Here is a 22,126-nt window from a genome sequence, read left to right as displayed (position 1 = left end):
GCACCAAAACGAGGGGAAACAGATGAAAACCACCAGTTTCACGCCCGAGGAAATGGAAGCGCGAGTCGCGCGCTTCAAGTCGCTCAAGCCGCAGAGCAGCACCTACGACACCGATGTGGGCATCCCGCAGGAAGTCTACGAGATGATGACGGCGCGGACGCTGTATCTGCTGATGTCGCCGGAAAACCAGGGTGGCCCGATGGCCCAGCATCCCGCGGTTACCACAGAGGACATGATGAGCGTTATCATCGCCGAATGCCCGCCGGGCGACGGCCCCCTGCTCCATGCCCATCAGTTCACCCGCGAGACGTTCTTGTGCCTCAACGGCCGGTTTAAGATTCAGTGGGGCGACGAGGGCGAGAACGAGCTTTTCCTCGATCCCCTCGACATGATCGCCGTGCCGCCGGGCGTGGTCCGCCGGTTCGAGAATGTCAGCGACGAGACCGCCCGCCTGCTGGTCTGGATCAACGGCGATTCCGAGGAGGCCTTCAACGACATCGACCATCCGCAGATCGAGGCAGACAAGCTCGCCGCGAAATTCGGCGACGAGACCCTCGACAAGCTGCGCGGCATCGGCGTCAGCTTCGAGGCCGGCGTCGTGGACGGGCGCGACGCGGCGGAATAGCCGGACTTGAACAGACAAAAAGGGGCGCCCGCAGGCGCCCTTTTCTTATGACCTCAATGGTTCGAACCGTCTATTTGGACGCGCCCTCGGTGACATCTCGCGCCGCGACTTACGCCTTCGACTTCCCGTCCGGGTTCTCGGCCCAGAAGGCCTCGTTACTGTCGAGCGTCGCATACGGCATGGTCATGCCCGGATCGAACGGATAGGGCGCCTCATCGGCCGCGATCTTCCGCGGCCATTCCGAATCGGCCAGCGCACCCTTGCCGATGGAAACAAAGTCACCCTCCTCCTCGACAATCGCGCGCTCCGCCGCCAACGGGTCCTGCAGCTTGCCGTTGGCGAACACCGGCAGGCCGGAATAGCGCCGCGCCAGGCCCGACAGGGAATGGTCGGTGCCGAACACATGGCCGAGGCCCAGATGGGCGCTGCAATCGAGAAAATCGATGCCCGTCGCGGCAATCGCTTCGAACACCACCTTCGCGTCGTCGTCGCCGCCCGCCCATTCATGGGTGTAGTCATTCACCTTGGTCTGGGAGATGCGTACGCCCACGGGGACATCCGGCACGGCGTCGCGCACGGCCTGCATCACCTCGCAATGGAATTTCACCCGGTTTTCGATCGGCCCGCCATACTCGTCCTCGCGCAGATTGGTGTGCGCCGTCAGGAACTGGTCCGGCAGATAGCCGTTCGCACCATGCACCTCGATCCCGTCGAAGCCGACATCGACCGCGCGTCGGGCCGCGGCCGCATAGCTGTCGATCACTTCGGCCATCTCCTCGCGGGTGATCTCACGCGGGGTCTGGAAGCCGGTACCTGCGCCGCGATAGCGCGGGATCTGTTCGCCGATCGGCGTGACGGCAGACGCCGAGATCGAGCCCTCGACCCAGTTGTTGCCCTGGTTGATCGCGCCGCAGTGAAAAATCTGCATGAAGATCGGCGCGCCCCCGGCGTGGACGGCGTCGACGACCTTGCGCCAGCTTTCCGCCTGCTCGTCCGTCGCGATGCCGGGCTGGAACGTGTAGCCCTGACTGTATTTGAGATCGATATAGACGCCCTCGGTCATCACCAGACCCCAGCCGCCGCGCGCATACCGCGCGTAATATTCGGCCATCTGGTCGGTGACGATGCCGTCCTCGGTGGCGCTGGCGCGGGTTAACGACGAGACGACACAACGGTTCGCCAATCTGACGTCCCTGAGCTCGCCCGCCTCGAAGATATGCGGATACTTGTCCACGCCCGGTCCGCTCAAATTCATCTCGCCATTTCCCTGTTTGGATTTTTGTTCTGGACAACCAGGCCCGGTCCGGGCGCCAGCAAGGCCTATTTCTCGATCGGTACACCCACGAGGCTGCCCCATTCCGTCCATGAGCCGTCATAGCTGCGCACGCTGTCATAGCTAAGCAGCTGGGTCATGGTGAAATAGCAAAGCGTCGCGCGGTGGCTGAGCCGGCAATAGGAAATCACGTCCTTGTCCGGGGTCGCGCCGACGCCTTCGAGCAGCGCGCGCAACTCATCCTCATCGCGGAACGTCATGTCGTCGTTCAGCAACTCGTCGAAAAAGAGATGCTTGGCACCGGGGATGCGCCCCGCCCGCTCGGCACCGACATTGTCCGCACCGATCATGTTGACCCGCTCGCCGCGATACTCCTCGGGCGAGCGATGATCGATCAGCGCGGTCTTGCCGCCGGCCTTCACATCGTCGAGGCGTTCCAGAATTTCGGTGAAACGCACACGCATATGGTCATTGCGGCTCGTGCCCGGCGTGTAGGTCACCGGCGTGGGTGTCGGAACGTCGGTCGTGGTCGGTCGGCCTTCCTTCTCCCACAAAACCCGCGCCCCGTTCAGCAGCCGCACGTCCTTGTGGCCGAGATAGGTAAACACCCACCAGCCATAGGTGCCGAACTGCACCGGGTCGCCATAGCAGACGACCGTTGTATCGTTGGAGATTCCGAGTTCACCGCAACGCTTGGCGAACAGCGCCGGCGACGGGAAGTCGCGGATGTCGTCGTCCCACAGGATGTCCTTCCAGAAGAAACCGTGGGCCCCCGGGATGTGCCACTTGTCATAGGATTCCGTGCCGGTCCAGTTGAACTCCAGGATCACCACGTTCGGATCGTCGAGATGTTCCTCGAGCCATGCGGGCTCCACCAGTCTGTCCGTCGCCATCACTCTGTCCCCGTCCGGTTGCTACGATGTTAGAATGCGCGCGATGTAACCGCGCCGGGCGGAGAAAATCAATCTTGCCGGCGGAATTACGGGGGAACGCCGCATGACTATTCAGACCATTGGTATCGTCAGCACCGGCGACATGGGCCATGCGGTCGGGCGCACCCTGCGCGAGGGCGGCTTCCGGGTCGTGACCGCGCTCGACGGGCGCAGCGAACGCTCCCGCAAGCTCGCGGCACAGGGCGGCATCGAGGATGCTGGCGATCTCGCGACCCTGATCGGCCAGGCCGACCTTCTGGTGTCGGTCATGCCGCCGGCCGCAGCGGTCGGATTCGCCACGGAGGTCGCCGCCATAATGAAAACCTGTGGCGCCACGCCGCTGTTCGCCGACTGCAACGCCATCGCACCCGCGACCAGTCGGACGATCGCCGCCATCATCGGGGATGCGGGGGCGGACTATCTGGACGGCGGCATCATCGGAGCGCCCCCGGGACGCAGCGCGCCGACCCGGCTCTATGTCAGCGGGAACGACCCGGACCGGCTGGAGGCGCTCGCGCGTCCGGACCTCGTCATACGAACACTGGAAGGCGGGGTGGGCGCGGCCTCGGGCATCAAGATGTGCTACGCGGCCCTCAACAAGGGCGCAATGACCCTCGAGGCTCTCGTCCTTATCGGCGCAGAACAGCTTGGGCTATCTCGCGAACTGCATCAGGAACTATCGGAAAGCCAGGCCCCGATACTGGCACGCATCGAACGGCGGGTGCCGTGGCTCGCCGCCGACGCCGAACGCTGGTCGGGCGAAATGCTCGAAATCGCCAGGACCTTCGCCGATGTCGGACTGACACCCCGAATCCATGAGGGTGCGGCGGACGTGTTCCAACTGCTCGCCGAATCATCCCTGGCGTCGGAGACCCGCGAGACCGCCGACCGGTCGCGAACCCTCGAAGACGCAGTGGCCGCGTTTTCGGCTAGCCTTTCCGCCCGCGCCCGCGACGCGGCGGACTAGCATTTTTCGCCGGGTCGCCGCCGCGACCACCGCGGCTCGCCGTTGCCTTTGCAGCGGTTGAACGCGCGGCGGCCCCGCCGCGCCCGGTTTTCCGCAAATGCTTGAGCAAGGCGTTCAGCTCTCGCCGCTCGAAGCGCAACTCTTCCTCGGCCTTGGCCTCGCCACGCACCGCGCGGATCTGCTGGTCGAGCTGATTCATCACATTCTCGATCGCCCGGGTGACTTCGTTGACCTGGCTGCGGTCACGGCAGCGAAGCACGACCTCCTGATTCATCATCAAGTCGGAGAACGCATCCGCGTCGCTGTCCGCCAACCGGGTCAGGGTGCGGTCGATCTCGGTCCAGGCGGCGCGCCAGTCGGCGAAAACCGTGGGGGCCTTCGCGCGGCCGCGCGCCCGAGCCACCGTCTCGAGCTGCACCATGATCCGGACGAATTGCCAGACGATGATGCGTAACTCGGTGGAGGCGTTGCCGCCTTCCGTGCGGGGTTTGTTCATTGCGGTGTTTCCTCGCGCAGGCGGCCCCGATCAGGCCCGCATTCCGCGCAGTAGCAATCCTTGAGCCGCCGCCGGGGACGGCGCACATAGTGATAGGCCTGGTCGCAGCCGGTGCAGCGCCAGACGATTTTCGCATTGGCCTCGCGCGATAGGTAGGGGATGCGGTGCCGCACATTCGGCACCTCGCCGAGCAGCCGCATCATCTCGCGCCACGGGTCGCCATGACGGCAGGGCCGCTCGTGAAACAGGTCCGCCAGCACATGCGCGCATTCATGCAGGAAAGTCGCGTCGCGGTCCGCCTCGCAGCCATTCTCCAGCAACCGCGCGTTCAGCACGATCCGCCGGTCGGCTGCATAGGCGGCCCCGGCCAGGGTCCGGGCACGGCGGCTGATCACGACGGCGCAATCGAGCATCTCGCGGAATGCCGGCCCCTTGTCGGCCGCACGCGCAAGCCGTCCCGCCAGGCCCCAGCGCTCGGCGATCTCGCGCACGGTGCCGATCTGGCGATGCCCCTTTATGCGTGCGTTAACGCTCGCCTCAAGGGATGCATTGTCGGACATGTTGGCCGTCGCATTAGCGGACAATGGAAATAACCCTCCCGGCCTGTTCCGGATGGGGCAGTTTATCATGGGTCGCCGCGACCGCGTCGAGCCGTGTGATTACGCTCTCGGGCATGGGTGCCGACCGCCGTTCCGTCATGTCCACATGCAGACTGATCAGCTCGTTCGTCGAAGCCAGATAGCCCGCGTCGGCGTGATACATGAAATGGATGTAATGCAGCCGCTTGGCGTCATGGGCCAGCAGCTGGGTCTCGAACCGCATGGGCGCGCCAGCCATCAACTCGCGGTCGTAGGTGATGTGTCCTTCCAGGGTGAAGGTCGAAGCATTGCCGGCCTTCAGATAGGCCTCACCGAGTCCGATAAAGTCGAAGAACGCGTCCGTCGCATGGTCGAAAGCCAGCATGTAATAGGCCAGATTCATGTGGCCGTTATAGTCGATCCAGCCCGGGTCCACGCGCTCCCGGTGCAGGGTGAGCGGCGCTGCGATTTCGGCTGAATTCTCTGACGTCTCCGCGTTCATGGGCGGAGCATAGTGGGTCGCCGGCGCTTCGCAAATCCCCGCCTCAAGGCGCGCGAATAGCGCCTAGGGGTGTAGCCGCAACCGCCGACCCATATCCGACTGAAATCTTCCCTCGGGGTCGATCCGGGCCAGCACGTCGCGGAATTCATCCAGGCGCGGGAACATCGCGGCAAAACTCTCCGCGGTCATCAGCGCATCCTTGGCAATATAAAGCCGCCCGCCGTGATCGAGCGTGATCCGCTCGATCTCCTTGTGCAGCGCCTCGACGCCGCTCCGCCGTGGCAGGTCGATCGCATAGGCCATGCCCTCCATCGGGAACGACAGCAGGCCCGCACCCGGCCCGCGCATGGGCTTCATGACGGCGGCGAAGGAGCCGGCCCGCGCTGCGGTGATCGCCTCCATCACCGCGACGATCCCGGCGCGTTGCATCGCACGCGGAAACCCGGTGTGGATCGAGTAGAACCCGCGGCGGCCATAGACCCGGTTGAACCCCACGATATTGTCGATCGGAAACAGGAACTGGGGGAGATGCACCCGCGCCGCACGGCCGCCCGGCGGCATCTTGCGGTACCGGCGGTCCGTTATCCGCCGCAGGATCGCGGGGTGCAGCAGAAAAGACGGCGGCTGAAAGCGGATACGCGTCGTTGCCGGTTCCGGCGCCTGACCCTCATCGGAGTTGGCGAGGTTTCCCAGTTCGAGGATACCCCGGCCGAGACCCCTTCCGGTCGCCATGGCATCGACCCAGCCAAACAGGAACTCATGGGTGTCACGCGATGCCTCGATCATGTCGATCATCGCGTCGACATTCGCCAGCGGCCGGTATTCCGCGTCGGCGGAGCGGGACGGCACCCGCATCAACCGGAATCCGACGCGCATGATGGTGCCGGTCAGGCCCGCCCCGCCGAGGCTGGCATGAAAGATATCGGCGTTCTCGTCGCGCGATGCGCGCACGAGTTCCCCGCTCGCCAGCATGATATCGATCCACGATGCGTGATCGCCGAAACTGCCGACCCGGTGATGGTTCTTGGAATGGATATCGTTGGCAAACGCGCCGCCGACCGTCACCTGGGCGGTCGCCGCCGAGACCGGAAAGCAGAATCCTTCCGGCAGGACGCGATCGAGGAGCGAGGCAAAATTCACCCCGGCCTCGCAGACCACCTCGCCGGTCATCGAGTCTAAGGCGACAATACTGTTCAGCGCCGACGTCAGGATCGTCTGGCCGCGATCGTCGAGCGCCGCGTCGCCGTAGCAGCGCCCGCCGCCATAGGTGATCACGCCGCAGGCATGACGCGCGCACACGGCATCACGCAGTCCAGCCTCGTCTGACGGTGCCGTGGTCGCGGACCGCGCAAACCGCGACCGCCCCCAGGTCGTCAATGTCGTGTCGGTCCAACTCAAGCCGGGTTCTCCCCTTGCCTGCAGGGTGTCTAGTCGCGACGCGCGATCGCCGGGCAGTTTACCAGAATTCCGTCCGACCGGACGGCATCGCCGCCGGGTCCATGGACAAGCCCCGCCGCCGCCAATGTCCGAACCATGGCCTCGCTGGTGATCAGCCGCCGCCGGTCGAGGCTGTCATCGTCCCAGAACACCGGATGGGACGCCCAGAGCGGGCTGTAACCTCCACCCAGTGTCGGCACATCCCCGGTCACGTTGCCCGGCGACAACCCGTCGGCCAGCGCACTCTTGAGTCCCTGCCGGGCGGCTTTGTCGGCCCCGGTCACGCCATTGATCACCACATAGATCGGCTCGACCGCGCTCCAGGCGGTATCGCCCTGGTCGGTCGGCACATCCGAAAGACGCGGGGTATAGGTCGCACCCTCGAGCGCCGCCACCACCGCCTCATTGGCCTCGCTGGAGATATATTCGATGCGTTTTCCGCCCGAAAAACCACTCGTTAGCTGCAAGGTGACCGTCCCGTCGCGGGGGCAGATATGCACCACCTTGTCGTGCAAAAGCGTGTAATCGGGCGCGCCGCGACAGAATTCGTCGAGCGTCTCCGCCTCGACATCGAACGCGACCACCGGCGCGTTGAAAACATGACCGCCGCCATTTGTCACCCGAACAAGTGGCGTGTAGTCCTCGTCGCCGACCGACCCCGGCATCGCCAGCGACGGGGGGAACGACGCGCCCGCCGGCCCCGGCTCGACCCGGCGTTCGGGTGCAAAATCAACCGTGCCCGCATCGAACACGAGCGCGCCGTCCGGAGAGATTTCGGCATCGCGCACCGCGCGCCCGATCCCGGCATTGGCGAGCTTGCCCGACCAGTTGATCCCCAGGCGCTCTGCCGTATCGCGATCGCTCACATCGAGCAACACATGCCAGACGCTCTCGCCGCTCGCCATGCGGCCTGTCTGGAGAGGCAGGGTCACCGTGCCCGCCGCCAGATCGACCGCACCGGACGGGACCAGGTTGACGGCCGGGTCCTGCGCCTGGCCATGGGCCGCACCGGGCGACAATCCCACCACCGCCAGCACAGCCAGCACGGCTCCCCGCAGTGCGCGGCCCGATCGATTGCTGGATCGTGAAAAAAAACTCATCTGATGTTCCGTTCCTCTATTGGTTGGCGCGGCCGACCCGTACACCCGGTCAACACCGGACGCGCCGAATTGCTTCCGGAATGCCGGCAACCTCCGACAAGCGTATCAGGCCAGTTCGAAGATCGCCTCGACTTCGGTCGCCACATCGAACGGCATCACCGCCACCCCGAGCGCCGTGCGCGTATGCTGGCCGGCGTCTCCGAACACATCGATGACCAACTCCGACGCCCCGTTCACCACGGCGGAAATCGCGGTAAAGTCCGGCATCGCGTTGACGTATCCCTTGAGATTTACCACCCGCACGATCCGGTCGAGATCCCCGTCGAGCGCGGCGCGGGCCTGGGCCAACACATTGAGCGTGGACAACCGCGCGGCGGCCTGCCCCTCCTCCAGGGTGAACTCGCGTCCGACCTTGCCGACGAATCGAAGTTCGCCGTTCCACTGGGGCACCATGCCGGAGACATACAGCATACGGTCGACGATCATCGCCGGGAGGATCTTCGCCACACGGGTTTTCTGCGGGACCGGCAATTCGATCCCGAGTTCCGTCAGACGGGTCTCGATCACAACTGACACGCGCATCTCCTATCGCTGAAGACGCCACGTTAGTCAGCGGCAGCAGGCCAAACAAGGCGATTCAGACCGCCGCATCTCCGCGTTCGAACCAGGTGGTAACCCGGCCATATTGGCGGTTCTCGTCGAGGCGCGCGTCGTTGGCGAGGAGAAGCGCCCACGTGTCGGCGGGCATGAAGCGCGGTGCCAGATACTTATAGAGATCGCGCAACAGGGGGGCGACGGCATAGGGGTCGGAGATATTGACCGGCAACCGAGCCCAGGCTTCCGTGATCTCCTCCCACGGATTCAGATGTGCGAACATCTCGTCGCGGATGTCGCGGATCGCCCGACGGTGAAAATCGAAATTGCCGAACAGCGAGACAACACCCGAAAGCCGCGCGTCGACTTCGGCCAGCTTGAGCCCCAGCGCGTGAATGGGGATCGAAATCAGACGCGAGACCGGATCGACGTCCCCGACGACACTCGCATGATGCGCGAAGTCGCGGCGCACCTTCTTCAACCGGGATCCCACCTGGCACACGGCGAGATAACGCTCGCGCAACGCCTCGATATAGGAAATCTCCTCGACGGCCGCGTCCATTGTTCCCGAGACGGTCTCGTTGTCGACGTCGCTCCCGAGTTGCGTGGCGAGCCGGGCGAGCGCCTTGCCGACGGCGATGTCGTTGACATGCGCCGCGATGAAACGCTCGAGCCGGATCGGGTCGCTCAGGGCGACGGGTCGTTCCATCTGCCAGGCGGTAAGATAGGCACCAATTCGCTTGAGGGCCGCGTCGCCGTGCAGCTTGCTCGGCTCCCACGACGCGTCACCCGTCAGAATCTCCGGCGGTATCGGATCGCCGATGCCCAGCAGGCTGACAAACTGCAGACTGCGCTCCACCGTGTTGAGCATGACGGCGTCATGGCCATATTCGCGCATGGCGAACTCACGCTTGATGCCGGCAAAGGTCAGCGCAACCTTCTGAGCACCGAGGCCGAACGCGTAAACGGGGACGCCCTCGCTCTCGTCGAGCCGGAAATGCGCGTCCGGGAAGGACGAAAAAAACCGATGGTCGAATGCGACAACATCCGGCGCCTTGAAAGTCAGAATCTGGCCCAACGTCCATTACCCAAAGCAAGAGCGTCTACAATTTTCGCACAATGCGATCCTGTTCCGTATTCTTGCTTTGGTTGTTTAATGAATCGTAAAACCCGCCTTTGGTGTTTCGGAGCCGCGCCGCATCGCGGGCGGCATCACGGCCCGTTCGGCTTCGCGTCCGGCTTCCCTTTCGGTCTTACGACCCGTAGCGCCCGACATAAGTGGCGAAGGCCGCGAGATGGTCCGTGACGAACTTGCGCGAGGCCTCATCGGTCAGGCGCCCCGAATCGGCATCGATGCGCTGGCCGGCCAGCCCGACGAAGATCTCCGGCTTGTTCATGACCATAGCGTCGAGGAAGACCAGGACCTGGCGCAGGTGATACTGCACCCGCGCGCCGCCGAGCGGGCCGGGCGAGGCCGTCTGGATCGCGATCGGCTTGCCCGCGAAGGGCTGATCGGGAAGGCGCGAGACCCAGTCCAGCGCGTTCTTCAGGCCGCCGGGAACCGAGAAATTATACTCGGGCGTGACGATGATCACGCCGTCCGCCGCCGCGACCGCATCCGCCAGCGCCGTCACGGCTGCCGGGACACCGTCCGCAGTCAGCACGTCACCGTTGAACAGGGGAATGTCGCCGATCCCCGGGGCCTCGGTGATTTTCATCCCGTCCGGCGCCATCTCCGGCAGGCTGTTCATCAGCATGCGGTTGAGGGAACCGGCGCGCAGGCTGCCGCAGATAGTGAGGATATTGATGTCTTTGGCCACGTTAGCCTCCACGTTTGAGGGGCGTGAAACGCCCGGAATTCATCGGCGCGATTTTGGTGAAACGGGCGGGTCCGGTGCAACCGCTAAGTTTCGTCGCCGTGCGCAGTATGAACGGCATCGCTAGGCACCGGCCAGCATCCCCGCCGAGATTTTCTCCGCCATCATGATGGTCGGAATGTTGGTGTTGCCGCGCGGCAGGCTTGGCATCAGGGACGCATCGACCACCCGCAGGCCCGCGACACCATGGACCAGGCCCTCCGCGTCGGTCACCGCCGCCGGATCATCCGCCGCCCCCATCCGACAGGTGCCGGCCGGGTGGAACACCCCGGCGACGGATTTGCCGACGATATCGTCGAGCGCCGCCGGATCGTCGGCCAGCGCGGCGATGTCCACGCCCGGTTCCGAGAGGCTCGCCAGCACCGGGCGCCCCACGGCGGGTACCGCATCGAACAGCCCGGCGAGGATCTTCGCCCGTGCGCTGTTGAACACGGTGATGTCATTCAACGCGCGCATCTTGTTCGGTCGCGAGACCGGGTAGGCGCAATGCCACAACGGGCGCACCTCCGGCGACAGCAGGATGTCGATGGCATGGCGCACCCCGCCGACCAGGCGCAGCCGGTCGCGTTCATTGTCGAGATAATTGAACTCGATGCGTGGACTGACCATCGCGCCATCCCGCACCAAACTGACATCGCCGGACGAGGCGGGTTTGAGCAGGGTCGGAATCAGCGCGCCGACCCGCCGTCCCAGGGCGTGCCAGCCGATCTTGCTGGAAATCGACATGCTCATGTCGAGCGGCCCGCAGCCTTCAATCCCCGACGAAAATCGCTCCGTCGCGGTGGAATGAGACTTCATCGCCGCCGGCTGGGCGGCGTCCCGGCGCAACTGGGCCACTACATAGACGACCGCATGGTTCAACAGGTTCGCGCCGACCCCGGCCCGGTCCGCCACCACCGTCACACCCGCATCCCGCAACGCGGCACCGGGCCCGATGCCCGCGCGCAGCAGCATCACTGGCGACTGCAGGGCGCCCGCGCATACGATCACCTCGTTGGCGGCGAATTCCCGTGCCGCGCCATCGACCTGGGCCACCACGCCAGCCACCCGCGCACCGTCCGTCACCAGCCGCTCGACATGGGCGTCGGTGACGATAGTCAGGTTTGGACGCGCACGAACACCGGCGTCGAGATAGCAGATGGCGGTCGAGGCGCGCTTGTCGGCAAACCGGGTGAGCGGCAAGGCACCGACACCCTCGCGGAACTCTGCATTGAGGTCGTGGATCGGCGCGACCTGGCGGTTCCGGCTCCACCCGTCGACGCCGGCCACAAACGGCGGCCATTCCGCACGCGGCACCCGGCTGATCGGAACCGGCCCGTCACGGCCATGCACGAGGCCGTCACCGGCGCAATCGACGTCCGTCTCCAGCATCCGGAAATAGGGCAGCACCGCGTCCCAGCCCCATCCGCCGGCCCCCATATCGGCCCATTCGTCGTAATCCATCGGCGTACCGCGCAGCGCCACGAGGCCGTTGATCGAGGATGTGCCACCCATGATCCGGCCCTGGCGAAACGGTGCGGCCGGGGAATTGTCGTGGCGGCGCGCATGGCCGCGCAGGGCATTCCAGGCATAGGCCGGGTTGAAGTAGGACATCGGATAGGTGTCGAGTACATCGGCGGGTTCCGCCCCGGGCGCGGTGTCCCGGCCCGCCTCGAGCAGCAGCACCCGGTTCCCCGACTTCGCCGACAGGCGGCTGGCCATCACGCAACCGGCCGAGCCGGCCCCGACGATCACATAGTCGTACATGCTGCTCATCCGACGTTCTTCCAAAGCATTAATCAGACCGGCGCCTCTTATAGCGAAGCGCGGGAAATGAATCAGGTGCACATGAAATCGATTCCGATCCGTTTGAACCCCGGCGCCACGGGTCTAGTATGGAACCAACATGAATAGGCGCGACGAACGCGCACCAGCACGGGGGAAACAATCATGCAGAACGAGATCACCGGCGCATCGGCCTTCCTTGCGCTCCTGCGCGACGAGGGTGTGACCCATCTTTTCGGCAATCCGGGCACGACAGAATTGCCGCTCATGGATGCCATGCCGAGCTACACCGACGACATCAACTATGTGCTCGGGCTCCAGGAATCCCTCGTCGTGGCCATGGCCGACGGCTACACCCGCGCCTCGGGTGAACTCACCGCGTGCAACGTCCATGTGGCACCCGGCCTCGGCAACGCCATGGGCGCGATCTACAACGCGCGCTTCACTCACACCCCGATGATCATCACCGCCGGCCAGCAGGAAACCGGCCACGGCCTGACCGAACCCCTGCTCTATGAGCCGCTGGTGCCGATCGCGACACCGCTGGTCAAATGGGCCACGGAAATCACCCGGCTCGAAGACCTGCCCAGAATGGTCCGCCGCGCCGCCAAGGTGGCGATGACCGCGCCGACGGGTCCTGTGTTCATCTCGCTGCCCGGCGACGTGCTGAACGACCGCAAGGGCATTGATCTGGGTACCCGCACCCGGGTGGACACTGCCATGCGCCCGTCCGACGACGGCCTTGCCGCCCTGGCCGACCGGTTGCTCGCGGCGAAGCGCCCCGCGATCCTTGCCGGCAACGAGGTGGTCACGTCCGACGCGCTGAACGAGGTCGCACGGTTTGCCGAAGTACTCGGCGCGCCGGCGTTCCAGCAGACCACGGCCTACGGCTCGTTTTTCCCGTCCGAACACCCAGCCTTCATGGGGGCGCTGTCGCGCAACCAGAAAGAAGTGCGCGGCATTCTGGAAGACTATGACCTGCTGGTCGTGGTCGGCGCCGATGTGTTGCGCATGTCGGTGATGAGCGAGACCGAGCCCCTGCCCGACGGCATGCCGATTGTTCAGATGGGGCTGTTCGACTGGGAGATGGGCAAGAACTATCCCACCGAAATGGCCGTGCGCGGCGACGTGCGCGAGACGCTGGTCGCGTTAAATCCCGTCATCGAGGAACGCGGCGGCGCATCCCATGCTGACACGGCCGAAAAGCGCATCGCGGCCGTCGCCGACAGCAACTGGTCGGCCAATCGCGCGCGTCGTGCCGTCGAGCTCGCCGCCGACGCCGACGTGACGCCGATCAAGTCCGACTGGCTGATGATGACCATCGTCGACGCCCTTCCGGAAGGGGCCATCACCGTCAACGAAGGCCTGACCACGGGCTGGAATCTGCTCCAGTACCTGCCGTTCCGCGACCGCTACGACTTTCAGGCCTACGCCAGCGGCGGCATCGGCTGGTCCCTGCCCGCCGCCGTCGGCGTCCAGCTTGCCCAGCCGGGTCGCCCGGTCGTGGCGCTGGTGGGCGACGGGTCGGCGATGTATTCGATCCAGGCCCTGTGGACCGCGGCGCATCTGCGTGTGCCCGTGACCTATGTGATCCTCAACAATCAGGGCTACCGCATCATCAAGCAGCGGCTCAAGGCATTCCACGGCAACGAAAACTTCATCGCCATGGACTTCGAGGATCCGCCCATCGACTTCGTCACGATGGCTGAGTCCATGGGGGTTCCGGCCACGCGCGTCACAGAGCCGGGCGCGGTGCGCGCGGCGCTTGAGGCCGCCATCGCCAACCCGGGCCCGAACCTGATCGATATCTGCGTGGAGCGCGGCGTCTGAGCATGCCGATGTCCGGGGCACCGGAAAAACCGGCATCCATCCTCGCACCGTTCGCCGTCCGCAGTTTCCGCTTCCAGTGGCCGGCGGACCTCGCGACCTCCTGGTCGTTCGAGATGGAGACGCTCATCCTGGGCTGGTTCATCCTGGTTGCGACGGATTCGGTGCTCCTACTGACGCTTTTCGCCGCCCTGCAATATGGCGGCACCCTGGTGGCGCCGCTGTTCGGCGTCGCGGGAGACCGCGCCGGCGCGCGCAGCGTTCTCTGTTCGATGCGCGCCTTCTACATGGTCCAGGCCACCATGCTGACAGGCTTCATCTACTTCGACGCGCTGGGGCCGGTGCAGGTGTTCGTCATCGGCGCACTGATGGGGATCGTCCGCCCGTCGGATATCGCGATCCGCTATTCCCTGGTCGGCGAGACCATTCCCTCCAAGCGCCTGATGGGGGCAATGGGCGTCTCGCGCACCACCACGGATTCAGCCCGCGTCGCCGGCGCGCTGGCCGGGGCGAGCCTTGTCGCCAGCATGGGCATGGTCTGGGCCTACGCCGCCGTCACCACCTTGTATACGATCTCGCTGCTGCTGACGTTCGGCACCGCGCGCCGCCCCCAGGATGAGACCTCCGGTCTGGTATCCGGCGGAATTTCAACCGCCCGCGCATCACCCCTGCGCGATGTGGCCGATGCCTTCGCCTATGTCTGGCGTACGCCCCATCTGCTGGCCGGCATGACGCTGGCGTTACTGGTCAATCTCTGCGCCTACCCGCTGATGAGCGGCGTGCTGCCCTATGTCGCCCGCGAAGTATACGGCACCGGCCAGGCCGGGCTCGGCTATCTGGCCGCGAGCTTCGCCTTCGGCGCTCTGGTCGGCTCGGTCGGCCTGTCGGCGAACCGGCGGGTCATCCGCCCGGGCCGCATGATGATCGTCTTCACCCTCGGCTGGTTCGCGATGCTGCAGGTGTTCGCCTGGGTGGACGTGATGGCGGTCGGCATTGTCGTCCTGATGATCGCCGGGCTGTGCCAGTCGGTCGGGATGGTGCCCCTGTCGGTGATGCTGATGCAGAGCTCGGATCCGCGCATGCGCGCCCGGGTGCTGGGGCTGCGGATGCTGGCGATCTACGGCCTGCCCATGGGCCTGCTCGCCTCCGGGCCGATCATCGAGGCCTTCGGCTTCGGCGCCACGGCGACCGGCTACGGGATGTTCGGTATGATCGCGACCGCCCTCATCGCCTGGCGCTGGCATGCGCAGATCTGGCGGCTGGACGGGGTGGCGAACGGGGGGTGACCGTGTGGGGAGTAACTGTCAGGCCGCACTGTGTCGGAGGACTAAGAAATTAGCAGCCCTTGTACCTCTTGCGGGCGCACTCGCGGACAAGGGCTTCTGCTCTTTCAAGCTGGACCTTGGATAATTTCCCCTCAATGCTTTTTTTGCTTCGGAGCGCGGTCCGGTCCAGGGATGTTGCGGCGATATGCCACCACATGTAGGCGTACACATAGTCTTGCGCGACACCGTTTCCGTCGGCGTACATCCCGCCCAGTTTGACCTGGGCAAAAATATCGCCTTGTTCTGCAGCACGCCTGAACCAAAACACCGCCGTCTTGTTGTTCTGCCGAACACCGGCTCCCTGGCGGTACATTTCACCCAGTCTCCCCTGGGCATCGGCATTCCCCTGATCGGCAAGCGGGGTCCATTCGCTCAGGGCGGTCGCGTAATCCCGGCGTTCGTAGGCGGCGACACCCGTTTGAAAATCAGCACTCCAGGAGATTCCCGTGTTTCCAAGGAACACGGCAATCGTCAGGCAGAAGGTGGCGGTCAGATTTCTCATGATTCCCCCCGTGCTTTGTCTGAACAGTTTAGCCCGGACGGGCCGGTTTTCTGCAACCCCGGGTAGAAAAACTTCTGATGGTCGATGTCAACAAGGCAAAGGCCGGCTATAATTTGTCCATATCATTTCCGAAACGGCACAAAAAAGCCGCCCGAAGGCGGCTAATTCACAAAAAAGTTGGTATCCCGTAGGGGAGTCGAACCCCTGTTTCCGGCGTGAGAGGCCAGCGTCCTAGGCCACTAGACGAACGGGACATCGTGGCGCTGCTAAACAGGATGGACGACATAGCCGAACCGCCCGGGCATTTCAACCCGCGTTCGCCGCGCCCGGCATGGCTCGCCCTCAGCCCGCCGCCATATGGCCCTGCGTGGCGGCGATGAAGCCGTCCACGTCCGCGTCGCTCACGCTCCACGGCACCACCAGGCGGATCGTGCCGTCGCCGCCCACCCGGTAGAAGCCGAAGCCGTCGGCCTCCAGCCGGTCGAGCACCGCCAGCGGCAGCTTGGCGAACACGATATTGGCCTCCGGCGCCCGCAGCAGCGCCGCGCCGTCGATGCCCCCCAACACCTCGTCCAACCCCGCCGCCAGTTTTGCCGCGCCCGCATTCGCCACCCGCGCCGCCCGCAGCCAGGCGTCGTCTTGCAGGTACCCGTCGAGCTGGGCCGAGACGAAGCGCATCTTCGAGACCAGATGACCACCGCGCTTGCGCCGCTCGCCGAAGTTCGCCGCGAGGTCCTCGCGGAAGAAGATCACCGCCTCGGCGGCCATCGCCCCGCCCTTGGTCGCGCCGAACGACAGCACATCGACCCCGCGCCGCCAGGTCGCATCCGCCGCGCTCACGTCCAGTGAGGCCAGCGCGTTGGCGAAGCGCGCGCCGTCCATGTGCAGGGCCAGTTGATGCTGCCTGGCGATATCCGAAATCGCGTCCACATGCGCGGCCGAATAGACCGTGCCCGCCTCGCTCTCCTGGGTGATGGTGATCGCCGCGGGGGGCATGTTGTGGACCCCGTGGGGCCGGGCTGTCTCAACCGCCGCTTCGAGGACAGACGGGTCGATCCTGCCGTCCGGCCCGTCGATCAGGGTGAGCTTCGCGCCACCGGTGTAGAATTCTGGCGCGCCGCACTCGTCGGTGTTGGCGTGGCTCGCCGGGTGGCAGTACACCGTGCCGAATGGCGGACAAATCGCGGACAACGCCAGCGCATTCGCCGCCGTACCCGTGGCCACGGGAAAGGCCCAGAGGTCGCACTCGAAGATGTCCCGCAATCTGGTTTCCACCCGTGCGGTCCACGGGTCGTTGCCATAGGGCATGGCGCCGGTCGATGCGGCGTCGGTCACCGCCGCGATCACCTCGGGCAGCGCGCCGGCCACATTGTCGCTGGCGAAGTTCGCCGGGTTTTCAGTCGTGCTCACCGGTTCACACTCAAGGCCGGATTTCGGCCTGAATCCGGCCGCTCGACAGCTGGATCACGAACACGCGGCGGCATTCGGGCAGGTCCGCGGGCCCGCCGGTAATGATCGTCAGGCGGCCGGCATTGGTGGTCGCCTGCTCGATCAGGCAGACCGGCGACGGCAGGCCGAGCGAAAGCCGGTCGGGCATCGCGCCGCCCGTCTCACCCCCGGCGACAGCGCCGCTATCGCCGTCATCGTCGAACGCCGTCCAGATGATGGCGCCGAAGACGGCCAGAATGAGAACACCCAGGACGATGACGATCGTGCGTAAAACATGTATGGCCAATGGACCCTCCGAATTCCGAAGCGCAGTCTAGGGCCGTGACGCAAAAAGACAACGATACGCAAGACGACAGCTTGTTCGACGAGACCGTGACCGATGACAGCCTGGCGGACGCGACCGTCATGCACGTCACAGCCGGCACCGATCAGGCGGGCGAACGGCTCGACCGGGTGCTGGCAGACGCCCTCGAAGAGCTGTCGCGCTCGCGTCTCAAGGCCTTGATCGAAGACGGCCAGGTGCGCCAGGGCGGCAATGTCGCGCGCTCTCCCTCGGCGAAGGTCAGCGCGGGCGACGCCTTCGAGATCACGATCCCCGCGCCGGTCGATGCGGTCCCCGTGGGGCAGGATATCCCGCTGGACATCCTCTATGAAGACGATGATTTGATCGTGCTCGACAAGCCCGCCGGGCTGGTCGTCCACCCCGCGCCGGGTAATCCGGACGGCACCCTGGTCAACGCGCTGATCTACCATTGCGGAGACAGCCTCGCGGGCATCGGCGGGGTGCGTCGGCCGGGCATCGTCCACAGGCTCGACAAGGACACCAGCGGCGTCATGGTCGCCGCCAAGACAGCCGTGGCCCATGCGGATCTCGTCGAACAGTTCTCGGCGCGCAGCGTCGACCGGGCCTACCACGCGATCGTCTGGGGCCTGCCCAAGCCCGCGGCGGGCGAGATCGAGGGGGCGATCGGCCGCCATCCGAAGAACCGCAAGAAGATGGCGGTTCGCGAGACCGGCGGCAAGCATGCCCTCACCCGCTACCGGACGCTGGCGGTCTATGGCGACGGGCTCGCGTCGCTGGTGGAGTGCCGGCTGGCCACGGGCCGCACCCACCAGATCCGGGTGCATCTCGGCCACCGGGGGAACCCGCTCATCGGCGATCCCCTGTATGGCCGTTCGACGGGGCGACGCGACGCGGTGTCGGGCCTTGATCCGGACACAAAACGCGCAATGGCGGCGTTTACGCGCCAGGCCCTGCACGCGCACATCCTGGGGTTTGTCCACCCGACAACGGGTCAACATGTTGATTTTAAAACAGAACTACCCGATGACATGGCAAATCTTAAGGAAATATTAGAATCTCTCTAAGATATTGCAGTCCAGCATGAAAACACCATATTTGTGTGACAGGTTGAGCCTCATCGAACGTTCAGCACATACCATTCGCGTCCGCGGATGGCGGGAGCTCTAAACATGGCATCACCGGCCCTTCCTTCGCTTACCCCCGACGGCAATCTCTCGCGCTACCTGCAGGAGATCCGCAAATTCCCCATGCTCGAGCCGGAGCAGGAATTCATGGCGGCCAAACGCTGGGTCGAGCATGAAGATGTGGAGGCCGCGCACCTGATGGTGACCAGCCATCTGCGCCTCGTCGCCAAGATCGCGATGGGCTATCGCGGCTACGGCCTGCCGGTCGCCGAGCTGATTTCCGAGGGCAATGTCGGCCTCATGCAGGCGGTCAAGAAGTTCGATCCCGATCGGGGCTTCCGTCTGTCGACCTACGCGATGTGGTGGATTCGCGCCGCCATCCAGGAATACATCCTGCATTCGTGGAGCCTCGTCAAAATGGGCACCACGGCGGCGCAGAAGAAACTGTTCTTCAATCTCCGACGAATGAAGGGCCAGCTCAAGGCCTTCGACGAGGGCGATTTACCGCCCGAGCAGGTCGAGTACATCGCCAAGGAACTGTCCGTCGCGGAAAAGGACGTGGTGATGATGAACCGTCGCCTCGCCGGCCCCGACGGGTCCCTCAACGCACCCTTGCGCAAGGACGGCGACGGCGACGGCGAGTGGATGGACTGGCTCGTCGACGAATCCGAATCCCAGGAGGCCGAGCTCGTCGAACAGGATGAGCTGGAAAATCGCCGCCGTTTGCTGAATCAGGCCATGGAAGGCCTCAACGAGCGCGAACGCCATATTCTTACCGAACGCCGGTTGCGCGAGGACCCCGTGACACTCGAGGATTTGTCACAGGAATATGACATCAGCCGCGAACGCGTCCGGCAGATCGAAGTCCGGGCGTTCGAGAAGCTGCAGAAGGCGATGAAGAACCTGGCGATTGAACAGCAGGTCGCCGCACCTCAATAGCGCGGCCATAGGGCAGCCACGTTGCCGCCAACCTGCGGCGCGAAGCTGCCGGCGTCAGGCCTTGGCCGGCGCCTTGACCTCGGGGCCCCACTCCTCGACGAGCCGTTGCTGTTCACGGCGCATCATCTTGATCTTGGTTTCGTTCGTGACCTCGATATAGACAACTGCGACCTTGGGCATTCCCAGGACCAGCAACCAGCCGATCCCCGCCGTGCCGAACATGATGGCGATCACAAACACATCCGACAGCATCGTCATCGCCCGCGCCATCGTCGGCCCGGCAACCAGCAGTTCCACGACGAAGGGCGCCACCCCGGCCACGTTCGCCGCAGCGACGGCCAGTGTTGCGTTCCGGCCGGGCTCACGGTCCACGATATAAGCCACCATCGCCGGGACACAGCCGACGGCAACCAACAGCAGGGCCGGCGCGGCAAAGATCATCAGACCCGAGAGGATCACACTGAAGAGCACAAACACATAGGCCCCCCCGCCCTTCTTGGCGGGTTTCTCGGGAGCTGATTTCGCGGATTTGTTTGTGGAGGCCATGCCGTCATCCAATCCTGGAGAAGACCAACGCCGCGACCACCAGCACACTGACGATAATGGAAACGTTTGCCGCGATCTGCCCGCCGAGCAGGTTTGCCTGACGCTGGAGACGCTTTTCATCGGTCTGCATCTTGTTGATTTCAGCTGCGAGTGCGGCATAGCGGTGTCCGGCCGCCGCGGCACCGCGTTCGTCCCAGCGGCGCCTTTTCGAATTGTCGACGATCCTGATCAGGTCGGCCAACCTGCCCTTGGACGCCGCCTTTTTCGAATCTTTCATTATCTCCTCGCGGAGCGTCACATTGCGAAAACAGTTAATCGCGGGCTGCAGTTCCTCAAGGAATATCTTGAAGAGTTCCTTGGTCACCACGGCGCTGTTCTTGTTCTGTACGAAGGCCAGCAGACGCAACTGTGCCGAGATCTTCTCGATATCGCTCGTTGCCGACCCATAATCGTGCAACTCCCGGTCAATCCTCCCGGTGATCCGCGCGGCGAGAAACGCCGCGATGTGGCGGTCGAACAGCAGCTCGCCGGTTTCGGCATGCCGTTCGATGCATTCCATCAATTCCCGAGGTTGCAGCGGAACGCGCCCCTTCAACTGCGGGCTCAGGCAAGGCAGTGCCGGATTGAGTTCATAGACGCAGCGCTCGATCGAAAATCCAGGCGCCGTATCGGCCAGAAAAATGGCCGCCTTGCCGACGACTTCGGACGCGGTCAGCATCCAGGTCTTGGGGCGCGCCTGGCATTCGTGCCAGAAACTCATCAACTTGCCGAGAACCAGGTCCGTATAGTCGGCGGACATTTCCTTGCTCTGCACCGCAGGGATCGACGCCTGGCCAATTGCGTCAGGCATCACGACCATGCTGCGGAAACGGATCGGGCCGGTCGGATCGAGTTTCGTGATGATGCGAGACAGACGTATATCGTCGGTCAGGTTGCGTGGCCCCGAAGCACCGATCAGGCCGCACTCGGATATTTCCTTCGCAAGCTCGCTATTCTTGAGAGAGCGATCGACCCAAAGCTCGATAGCGTCGTCACTGGCAAACTTTAGAGCCGCATCCCAGTCGGACGCCAGATAATACGCCAGTTCGCGCCTCGAGTGGGCGCTGCGACCGGTGAACTCCAGCGGCCTGTCCGCGCGCGTTTCCGGAAGCGGTTGTGAGGGATTGACGCGGCCGCTGTTCGCCCAGTTCGACAGGTCGGGGAGCGTCCAGCGTTCGTGTTCGTCATCGCGGAGCAGTGAACGAACAGCCGGCGCCAGGTCGGCGTTAATCTTGTTTTTGCCCAGCAGCGCATTGTAACTGCCATGCGCGATCCGACGCCGGAGCAGTTCTTCTTCATCCATCCCGGCAACCGGGTTGAAGCCCAGTCCAAGCACCAACATCGTCACGCCGAGTGCAAAAAGTTCATCCGACAGGTCACCGATCCCACGACTGATCGGCGGACACATGGCCCGCTCGATGGTCTCGAACATGGATGGCTGTTCGAAGCCCGGTGGCGCGCTATAGATCTGGCCCGACACGACCGATTCATCGCTTTCCCGCCTGTAAAGATTTGTCGGCCGGATGTTTCGATGGGTTAGCCGTTCATCTTGCATCCGGCCAAGCAAATCCATGATCGGCATCAGGAAATCACGTTTGATTTCACGAACCGTCCAATATTGCGTTGTCGAAGTCATGCTCTGCAGCAATGGCGGTCCCGGTGGCTGCGGCAGGATGATGACAATCTCTTCACGACCACTGCCGGACCAATCGACCTGTCCCCAACGGATGGGTTTCATCAGCGCATCATGTGGAATGTCTTTTGCCGCATGGATGGCGGTCAGACGGGCCGGCACCTTGTGGTCCAGCACCAGCGCGTAGAGCTCCCGGTTCGGATCCTCGGCGTCATAGGTCAGATATGCGCGCGCCGTGGAGGTTGCGAGATGCGGCAGGAGGACGCCCGGCTGAATTTTGTACCGGCCGGCGA

At 64.4% G+C, this 22,126-nt stretch carries 21 protein-coding genes and 1 tRNA gene; 6 read left to right on the top strand and 16 right to left on the bottom strand.

Translation table 11 applies throughout. The annotated features are described in order from the left end of the window. Positions 1–22: 22 nt before the first annotated feature. Positions 23–625 (top strand): cupin domain-containing protein, encoded by a 603-nt coding sequence (locus tag ABJ363_08690; protein ID MEP4379061.1) that lies wholly within the window; start codon positions 23–25, stop codon positions 623–625. Between the two features lie 109 nt (positions 626–734). Here ABJ363_08690 and ABJ363_08685 read toward each other — a convergent pair whose 3' ends face one another. Together ABJ363_08685 and ABJ363_08680 are read right to left on the bottom strand one after the other, a co-directional pair. Beyond that, positions 735–1,880, bottom strand: a complete 1,146-nt coding sequence (locus tag ABJ363_08685) for an NADH:flavin oxidoreductase (protein ID MEP4379060.1) — start codon at positions 1,878–1,880, stop codon at positions 735–737. A gap of 65 nt (positions 1,881–1,945) precedes the next feature. Beyond that, complete coding sequence (locus tag ABJ363_08680; protein MEP4379059.1) at positions 1,946–2,791, bottom strand: sulfurtransferase; 846 nt, start codon at positions 2,789–2,791, stop codon at positions 1,946–1,948. A 103-nt stretch (positions 2,792–2,894) separates the two neighbouring features. On the opposite strand from ABJ363_08680, the gene ABJ363_08675 reads away from it, so the two are divergent. Then, positions 2,895–3,797, top strand: coding sequence for a DUF1932 domain-containing protein (locus ABJ363_08675; GenBank protein ID MEP4379058.1), 903 nt, complete (start codon positions 2,895–2,897; stop codon positions 3,795–3,797). Here ABJ363_08675 and ABJ363_08670 read toward each other — a convergent pair. From ABJ363_08670 to ABJ363_08630, 9 genes are all read right to left on the bottom strand, one after another. Further along, positions 3,760–4,293, bottom strand: coding sequence for a hypothetical protein (locus ABJ363_08670; GenBank protein MEP4379057.1), 534 nt, complete (start codon positions 4,291–4,293; stop codon positions 3,760–3,762). The two genes, ABJ363_08675 and ABJ363_08670, sit on opposite strands and share 38 nt — an antisense overlap. Beyond that, the gene (locus ABJ363_08665; GenBank protein MEP4379056.1) at positions 4,290–4,853 is read right to left on the bottom strand and encodes a SprT-like domain-containing protein; all 564 of its coding nucleotides are present in this window, start codon (positions 4,851–4,853) and stop codon (positions 4,290–4,292) included. The genes ABJ363_08670 and ABJ363_08665 overlap by 4 nt, the downstream gene beginning before the upstream one ends. Before the next feature lie 13 nt (positions 4,854–4,866). Continuing rightward, positions 4,867–5,373 carry a thioesterase family protein gene (locus ABJ363_08660; protein ID MEP4379055.1) on the bottom strand — a complete coding sequence of 169 codons (507 nt, stop codon included), beginning with the start codon at positions 5,371–5,373 and terminating at the stop codon, positions 4,867–4,869. 63 nt (positions 5,374–5,436) lie between these two features. Beyond that, positions 5,437–6,771, bottom strand: a complete 1,335-nt coding sequence (locus tag ABJ363_08655) for an FAD-binding oxidoreductase (GenBank protein ID MEP4379054.1) — start codon at positions 6,769–6,771, stop codon at positions 5,437–5,439. Between the two features lie 29 nt (positions 6,772–6,800). Then, positions 6,801–7,910: a hypothetical protein gene (locus tag ABJ363_08650; GenBank protein MEP4379053.1), complete on the bottom strand. Its 1,110-nt coding sequence runs from the start codon at positions 7,908–7,910 to the stop codon at positions 6,801–6,803. A 105-nt stretch (positions 7,911–8,015) separates the two neighbouring features. Continuing rightward, entirely contained in the window at positions 8,016–8,492 is a 477-nt protein-coding gene (locus ABJ363_08645) for a RidA family protein (GenBank protein MEP4379052.1), read from the bottom strand. Positions 8,493–8,547: 55 nt separating this feature from the next. Beyond that, complete coding sequence (locus ABJ363_08640) at positions 8,548–9,582, bottom strand: hypothetical protein (protein ID MEP4379051.1); 1,035 nt, start codon at positions 9,580–9,582, stop codon at positions 8,548–8,550. Positions 9,583–9,757: 175 nt separating this feature from the next. Further along, complete coding sequence (locus ABJ363_08635) at positions 9,758–10,324, bottom strand: NADPH-dependent FMN reductase (GenBank protein ID MEP4379050.1); 567 nt, start codon at positions 10,322–10,324, stop codon at positions 9,758–9,760. A 120-nt stretch (positions 10,325–10,444) separates the two neighbouring features. After that, complete coding sequence (locus ABJ363_08630) at positions 10,445–12,136, bottom strand: GMC family oxidoreductase N-terminal domain-containing protein (GenBank protein ID MEP4379049.1); 1,692 nt, start codon at positions 12,134–12,136, stop codon at positions 10,445–10,447. Between the two features lie 174 nt (positions 12,137–12,310). Here ABJ363_08630 and ABJ363_08625 point away from each other — a divergent pair, with 174 nt between their 5' ends. Further along, the gene (locus ABJ363_08625; protein ID MEP4379048.1) at positions 12,311–13,975 is read left to right on the top strand and encodes a thiamine pyrophosphate-dependent enzyme; all 1,665 of its coding nucleotides are present in this window, start codon (positions 12,311–12,313) and stop codon (positions 13,973–13,975) included. 8 nt (positions 13,976–13,983) lie between these two features. Continuing rightward, positions 13,984–15,258 carry an MFS transporter gene (locus tag ABJ363_08620; protein MEP4379047.1) on the top strand — a complete coding sequence of 425 codons (1,275 nt, stop codon included), beginning with the start codon at positions 13,984–13,986 and terminating at the stop codon, positions 15,256–15,258. 49 nt (positions 15,259–15,307) lie between these two features. Here ABJ363_08620 and ABJ363_08615 read toward each other — a convergent pair whose 3' ends face one another. The 4 genes from ABJ363_08615 to ABJ363_08600 form a co-directional block, all read right to left on the bottom strand. Then, on the bottom strand, positions 15,308–15,799 hold the full coding sequence (locus ABJ363_08615) for a tetratricopeptide repeat protein (GenBank protein MEP4379046.1): 492 nt from the start codon (positions 15,797–15,799) through the stop codon (positions 15,308–15,310). Between the two features lie 178 nt (positions 15,800–15,977). Further along, positions 15,978–16,053: transfer RNA gene (locus ABJ363_08610), tRNA-Glu, on the bottom strand. 88 nt (positions 16,054–16,141) lie between these two features. Then, positions 16,142–17,209, bottom strand: a complete 1,068-nt coding sequence (locus ABJ363_08605; GenBank protein ID MEP4379045.1) for a beta-eliminating lyase-related protein — start codon at positions 17,207–17,209, stop codon at positions 16,142–16,144. Between the two features lie 10 nt (positions 17,210–17,219). Beyond that, complete coding sequence (locus ABJ363_08600) at positions 17,220–17,534, bottom strand: hypothetical protein (GenBank protein MEP4379044.1); 315 nt, start codon at positions 17,532–17,534, stop codon at positions 17,220–17,222. A gap of 119 nt (positions 17,535–17,653) precedes the next feature. On the opposite strand from ABJ363_08600, the gene ABJ363_08595 reads away from it, so the two are divergent. Continuing rightward, positions 17,654–18,616 (top strand): RluA family pseudouridine synthase, encoded by a 963-nt coding sequence (locus ABJ363_08595; GenBank protein MEP4379043.1) that lies wholly within the window; start codon positions 17,654–17,656, stop codon positions 18,614–18,616. A 105-nt stretch (positions 18,617–18,721) separates the two neighbouring features. Next, positions 18,722–19,615, top strand: coding sequence for an RNA polymerase sigma factor RpoH (gene rpoH, locus ABJ363_08590; GenBank protein ID MEP4379042.1), 894 nt, complete (start codon positions 18,722–18,724; stop codon positions 19,613–19,615). A gap of 54 nt (positions 19,616–19,669) precedes the next feature. On the opposite strand, the gene ABJ363_08585 is transcribed toward rpoH, so the two are convergent. Next, positions 19,670–20,161: a hypothetical protein gene (locus tag ABJ363_08585; GenBank protein MEP4379041.1), complete on the bottom strand. Its 492-nt coding sequence runs from the start codon at positions 20,159–20,161 to the stop codon at positions 19,670–19,672. Positions 20,162–22,126: the final 1,965 nt, after the last annotated feature.

The organism is Alphaproteobacteria bacterium (genome assembly GCA_039980135.1).
Taxonomy (GTDB): Bacteria; Pseudomonadota; Alphaproteobacteria; order UBA6615; family UBA6615; genus UBA8079.
Note: the sequence above shows the minus strand (reverse complement) of the source record. Positions and strands in the feature narration are given on the sequence as shown.